The organism is Pararhizobium sp., assembly GCF_035497515.1.
Classification (GTDB): Bacteria; Pseudomonadota; Alphaproteobacteria; order Rhizobiales; family Rhizobiaceae; genus Pararhizobium.
On sequence record NZ_DATJDJ010000205.1, the window covers coordinates 1 to 4,899 of the forward strand.

Consider the following 4,899-nt stretch of genomic DNA (forward strand, 5'->3'; position numbering starts at 1 on the left):
CGCCGAACTGCTCGATCGTGACGAAAACGGCAAGCCGCGCCATCGATGGCGGGCAGGCGGCATGGTCGCGCAGTTCCTGCCGGAAGCCCCCGAGCGCATGCGCCAGCCCGATCTGCCTGGTGGCGACGGCGGCGATGCCGAAGGCGCATTCGAGGTGGATGATCTCTGGGATGAAGCCAGCGTCATGGTCGAGACCATCGATGCCGACGAACTGACCGATCCGATGGTCGGCACAGAACGGCTGCTTTATCGGCTCTTCCATGAGCGTGGCGTCAAGGTCTATCCGCCGCAGGCGGTCTACGACAAGTGCAGTTGTTCGCGCGAAAAGCTGCGCGATGTGCTGGCAGGCCTCAGCCAGGACGATATCGACCATTCGATGGAAGACGGGAAAGTGGCGGTCACCTGCGAGTTCTGCTCGACCACCTACCGTTTCGAAGCGACCGAAGTGCGGCCGCAATAGACCGGTTTAGTTCAACGTCCGGGTCTGTCCGGGAGAATCCAGCGAGAAGGCGGGTATGTCCACGGTAAAGGTCTCGCCTTCCGTCGTTTCCATCGCATAATGGCCGAACATCACGCCCGATGGCGTGTCGAGCGGACAGCCGGAGGAATATTCATATGTGTCCCCGGGGTTGAGAACCGGCTGCTCGCCGATCACGCCCGGTCCCCTGACCTCATCCACCTGGCCGTTCTCGTCGGTGATGTGCCAGTAGCGCGTCATCAGCCGGACGGTCATGGCTGAAAGGTTCGAGATCAGGATGCGGTAGCCCCAGACATAGCGGCTGTCGTCGGGGTCGGACTGCTCTTCCAGGTAGTAAGGCTCGACGGTGACCTCGATGTCCCGTGTCAGCGCGCGGTACATATGCAAACCCTTTTCAAGTTCATTCGCACTAATCTACATGGGGATGGTTTCCCCAAGCATAACGGGCAGGGCAAACTGTAACGATAGGGCACACTATGCTTGACGGATATTTGAGGGCGCGGATCGATCCCTGGATGGACCGCGCCGGGCGGGCGCTGGCAAGGCGCGGCGTCGGCGCGAACGCAGTGACCCTCACGGGCTTTGCCATCGGCGTGGCGGCGGCAGTGGCCATTGTCTGCGACGCCTTTGCGCTCGGCCTCCTGCTGATCCTCGCCAGCCGCCTATGCGATGGGCTCGACGGGGCCGTTGCGCGGGCGACGGCAAAGACGGATTTCGGGGGTTTTCTCGATATCGTGCTCGATTTTGCCTTCTACGGCCTCGTCCCTTTCGCCTTCATCCTCCATGACCCTTACGAGAACGGCATGGCCGGCGGCTTGCTGCTTCTATCCTTCTACATCAACGGCGCGAGCTTCCTTGCCTTCGCCGTCATCGCCGAAAAGCGCGGCCTTTCGACGAAGGCGCGGGGCGAGAAATCGCTCTATTTCACCACCGGGCTTGCCGAGGCGAGCGAAACCATCGCCGTGTTCCTGGCCTTTTGCCTGTTCCCGCACTGGTTTCCGGAAATCGCCATCGGCTTTGCGCTGGTCTGCGTCTACACGACGCTGTCGCGGATCATGCTGGCCCGCGCAAGCTTCGGGTCCAGCGCCAATATGTAGAGGCGTTCGCATCCCGGAAGACGCGAACGCCGGACAGGTTTTCGCTCACGCCTGGACGGATTTCAGCGCCCTGGCAAAATCATTGATCAGGTCTTCGCTGTCCTCGATGCCGGCGGAGAAGCGCACCGTGCCGGGCGAGATGCCGAGTTCCGCGCGGGCTTCGTCCGAGAGGTTCTTGTGCGTTGTGGTTGCCGGATGGGTGATCAGGCTCTTGGAATCGCCGAGATTGTTGGAAATCAGCACGATATCCAGCGCGTTCTGCAGCGCAAAGGCCGCCTCCTTGCCGCCCTTCAGCTCGAAGCAGACCAGCGTGGACCCGCCTTTCATCTGTCGGGCGATGATGTCCGCCTGCGGATGGTCCTTGCGTCCGGGATAGATGACCTTGGAAACCTGTTTCTGCTCGGCAAGGAAATCGGCAAGGCGCGCCGCGTTCTCGCTCTGCTGGCGCACCCTGAGCGGCAGCGTCTCGATGCCCTTCAGCAGCGTCCAGGCATTGAACGGCGACAGTGCCGGGCCGGTATGGCGGAAATAATCGTGCAGATGCTCGTTGATCCAGTCCTTGTCCGAGAGGATGACGCCCCCCAGGCAGCGGCCCTGGCCGTCGATATGCTTGGTGGCGGAATAGACGACGATATGGGCGCCCAGTTCCAGCGGCTTCTGCATCAGCGGCGTGGCAAAGACATTGTCGACGATGACCTTCGCACCCACCGCAGCGGCGATTTTTGCGACGCCGGCGATATCGACCACTTCGAGCGTCGGGTTGGTCGGGCTTTCGAGAAAGAACACCTTCGTGTTCGGCCGGACGGCCTTTTCCCAGTTCTCGAGGTGCCGCCCGTCGACCAGTGTGAAGTCGATGCCGTACTTCGGCGCCAGCGTCTCCAACACCCAGCGGCAGGAACCGAAAAGGGCGCGCGCGGCGACGATGTGGTCGCCGGCCTTCACCTGGCAGAGGATGGCCGCCGCCACCGCCGCCATGCCGGATGCCGTGGCGCGCGCATCCTCGGCGCCCTCCAGCAGGCACATGCGCTTTTCGAACATGTCATTGGTGGGGCTGCCGTAACGGGCGTAGATGAAACCGTCATCCTCGCCCTTGAAGCGCGCTTCGGCGGCCTCCGAGGTCTCGTAGACAAAGCCTTGCGTCAAAAAAATGGCTTCGGAGGTTTCGCCGTGGTTCGAACGGGTCGTGCCGCCATGAACGAGTTGTGTTGCCGGGCTCCAGTTTTTGCTCATCGAGTGTCGCTTTCACAAACAAAAAAACCGGCCGCGAAAAGCAAGCCGGTTTGAAACCCGGCCTTTTTAGCTATTTGTTTAACGTGGCTGCAAGCCGACCGGCCAAATCACCACGGGATAATGCTTCAAATACTGCGCAAGCGTGCTTGCGTCAATTCCCCGGAACAAGAAGATATGTCACAGGAACAATTTGGTTTATGACCTGCCGTTCGCAGAAAAGAGGAAGACAGGAATGACAAGGGCTACGGGCATTCTGGCCGACCGCGCCATCGCCGCGCTGTTTGACGCCGGGCGGTTGAAGAGCGAGGCCAAGCTGGATGTCGATCAGATCCAGCCGGCGAGCCTCGACCTGCGGCTCGGATCGATCGCCTTTCGCGTGCGCGCAAGCTTCATGCCGGGCCCCGGCCACCTCGTCGCCGATAAGCTGGACCGCCTGAAACTGCATGTCGTCGATCTCTCCGAAGGGGCGGTGCTGGAAACGGGCTGCGTCTATATCGTGCCCCTGATGGAAAGCCTCGACCTGCCGGCGGGCATGTCGGCCTCGGCCAATCCGAAAAGCTCCACCGGCCGGCTCGATATATTCACCCGCGTCATCACCGACCGCGCGCAGGAATTCGACAAGATCCCGGCCGGCTACAACGGCCCGCTCTATCTGGAGATCAGCCCGCGCACCTTTCCGGTGATCGTGCGGCGTGGCTCGCGCCTGTCGCAAATCCGCTTCCGCATCGGGCACGCGCTTCTCAGCGAAACCGAACTTGCAGCCCTGCACGAAAGCGATGTTCTGGTCGCCAGCGAAACGCCGAACGTCTCGGGCGGCGGCATTGCCCTGTCGATCGATCTCAAGGGAACCGGGCCGGACGGGTTGATCGGCTACCGGGGCAAGCACCACACCGCCGTCATCGATGTCGACAAGAAGGGTGAGCACGGCATCCACGATTTCTGGGAGCCGCTCTACAGCCGCGGCCGCGACGAACTGATCCTCGATCCCGACGAGTTCTACATCCTCGTCTCGCGCGAGGCGGTGCATGTGCCGCCGCTCTACGCCGCCGAGATGACCCCGTTCGATCCGCTGGTCGGCGAATTCCGCGTCCATTATGCTGGTTTCTTCGATCCGGGCTTCGGCCATGCTTCGGTCGGCGGAACCGGCAGCCGCGCCGTCCTCGAAGTGCGCAGCCACGAGGTTCCCTTCATCCTCGAGCACGGCCAGATCGTCGGCCGGCTGGTCTACGAGCATATGATGGACCGCCCCGAAGGCCTCTACGGTCTCGGCCTCGGCTCCAATTACCAGGCGCAGGGCCTGAAGCTCTCCAAGCATTTCCGCGCGGAATAATCACCCTCGAAACCGCCCCGGCCTTGACAGCCGGCCGGGCTTGGTGGAAACCTCGGGCCAAGGCGGGTATGATGTAGTGGTAGCTTGTCAGCTTCCCAAGCTGATCGTGCGGGTTCGATTCCCGCTACCCGCTCCACCTTATTTCTCAAGTTTTGAGCCGCAAAGCCGGTCTGTTGAGCGGAAAGAAATGAGGCGTCGGCGGATATTTATCGATGTGCCCGAAAGATACCTGGAATACTTGTCCAAGAAAAGTTGGTGCAACTGGCATGAAGGTTTTCTGAATCAACGACTCCGATCTGGCGGACGATCTCCTTCGTTCGTGCGACCGGCTGATATCCGCTTTTCTCAATGCGAGGTTCCCGGGGCCGACCGACAATGAACGCCAGCCGCCCGTGGCCTGACCTGAGGCCCCTTCTATGTTTCGTGGAGAAAGCAGAAAAAGTGATCGCCATATCGATCACGAAATGGGGCGCTGCGGTTCGTTCGTCGTGCTAACATGTGGAGACTTGTCGTCTTCGCCCGACTGCTCCGTTCCGATGGATGGCAAATCATCCACGGATAGCAGTTTTCGATCCCATGTCACGCCAAATTTCTTCGGCAGAGCCGGGGTTCCTATCGCCAGGCAATTTTCAGGGACATTCCCGTAAACAGTGGATCTTGCGCCGATGATGGAACCCGCTCCAATATTGGCTCCTTTGTAAACATTCACGTCTTCTGCAAGCCAAACGCGAGGCCCGATTCTTACATCCTTCGCGAAATTGGTT

The 4,899-nt window shown here is 60.8% G+C and carries 6 protein-coding genes, 1 tRNA gene and 1 riboswitch; of the genes, 4 read left to right on the forward strand and 3 right to left on the reverse strand.

The annotated features are described in order from the left end of the window. The coding region (locus tag VL202_RS21245) for an Hsp33 family molecular chaperone HslO (RefSeq protein WP_325466051.1) at positions 1 to 460 on the forward strand (460 nt) is incomplete at its 5' end. A 6-nt stretch (positions 461 to 466) separates the two neighbouring features. Here VL202_RS21245 and apaG read toward each other — a convergent pair. Beyond that, positions 467 to 859, reverse strand: a complete 393-nt coding sequence (gene apaG, locus VL202_RS21250) for a Co2+/Mg2+ efflux protein ApaG (RefSeq protein WP_325466052.1) — start codon at positions 857 to 859, stop codon at positions 467 to 469. A 95-nt stretch (positions 860 to 954) separates the two neighbouring features. On the opposite strand from apaG, the gene VL202_RS21255 reads away from it, so the two are divergent. Beyond that, on the forward strand, positions 955 to 1,575 hold the full coding sequence (locus VL202_RS21255) for a CDP-alcohol phosphatidyltransferase family protein (protein ID WP_325466053.1): 621 nt from the start codon (positions 955 to 957) through the stop codon (positions 1,573 to 1,575). Between the two features lie 45 nt (positions 1,576 to 1,620). Here the strand turns inward: VL202_RS21255 and VL202_RS21260 are convergent, their stop codons facing one another. Then, the gene (locus VL202_RS21260) at positions 1,621 to 2,805 is read right to left on the reverse strand and encodes an O-succinylhomoserine sulfhydrylase (protein WP_325466054.1); all 1,185 of its coding nucleotides are present in this window, start codon (positions 2,803 to 2,805) and stop codon (positions 1,621 to 1,623) included. A gap of 45 nt (positions 2,806 to 2,850) precedes the next feature. Then, positions 2,851 to 2,929: riboswitch (SAM riboswitch) on the reverse strand. A 108-nt stretch (positions 2,930 to 3,037) separates the two neighbouring features. Between VL202_RS21260 and VL202_RS21265 the strand changes: the two genes are divergently transcribed. Together VL202_RS21265 and VL202_RS21270 are read left to right on the forward strand one after the other, a co-directional pair. After that, positions 3,038 to 4,135, forward strand: a complete 1,098-nt coding sequence (locus VL202_RS21265) for a 2'-deoxycytidine 5'-triphosphate deaminase (RefSeq protein ID WP_056338166.1) — start codon at positions 3,038 to 3,040, stop codon at positions 4,133 to 4,135. Between the two features lie 62 nt (positions 4,136 to 4,197). Further along, a tRNA-Gly gene (locus VL202_RS21270) sits at positions 4,198 to 4,271 on the forward strand. 321 nt (positions 4,272 to 4,592) lie between these two features. Here VL202_RS21270 and VL202_RS21275 read toward each other — a convergent pair. Then, positions 4,593 to 4,899 (reverse strand): acyltransferase (locus tag VL202_RS21275; protein WP_414692922.1); only part of this gene is annotated, 307 nt, incomplete at its 5' end.

Bases quoted from the DNA above. Each gene is read 5' to 3' on its own strand.
- apaG (WP_325466052.1), bottom strand. From the start codon at position 859: ATGTACCGCGCGCTGACACGGGACATCGAGGTCACCGTCGAGCCTTAC.
- VL202_RS21255 (WP_325466053.1), top strand. From the start codon at position 955: ATGCTTGACGGATATTTGAGGGCGCGGATCGATCCCTGGATGGACCGC.
- VL202_RS21260 (WP_325466054.1), bottom strand. From the start codon at position 2,805: ATGAGCAAAAACTGGAGCCCGGCAACACAACTCGTTCATGGCGGCACG.
- VL202_RS21265 (WP_056338166.1), top strand. From the start codon at position 3,038: ATGACAAGGGCTACGGGCATTCTGGCCGACCGCGCCATCGCCGCGCTG.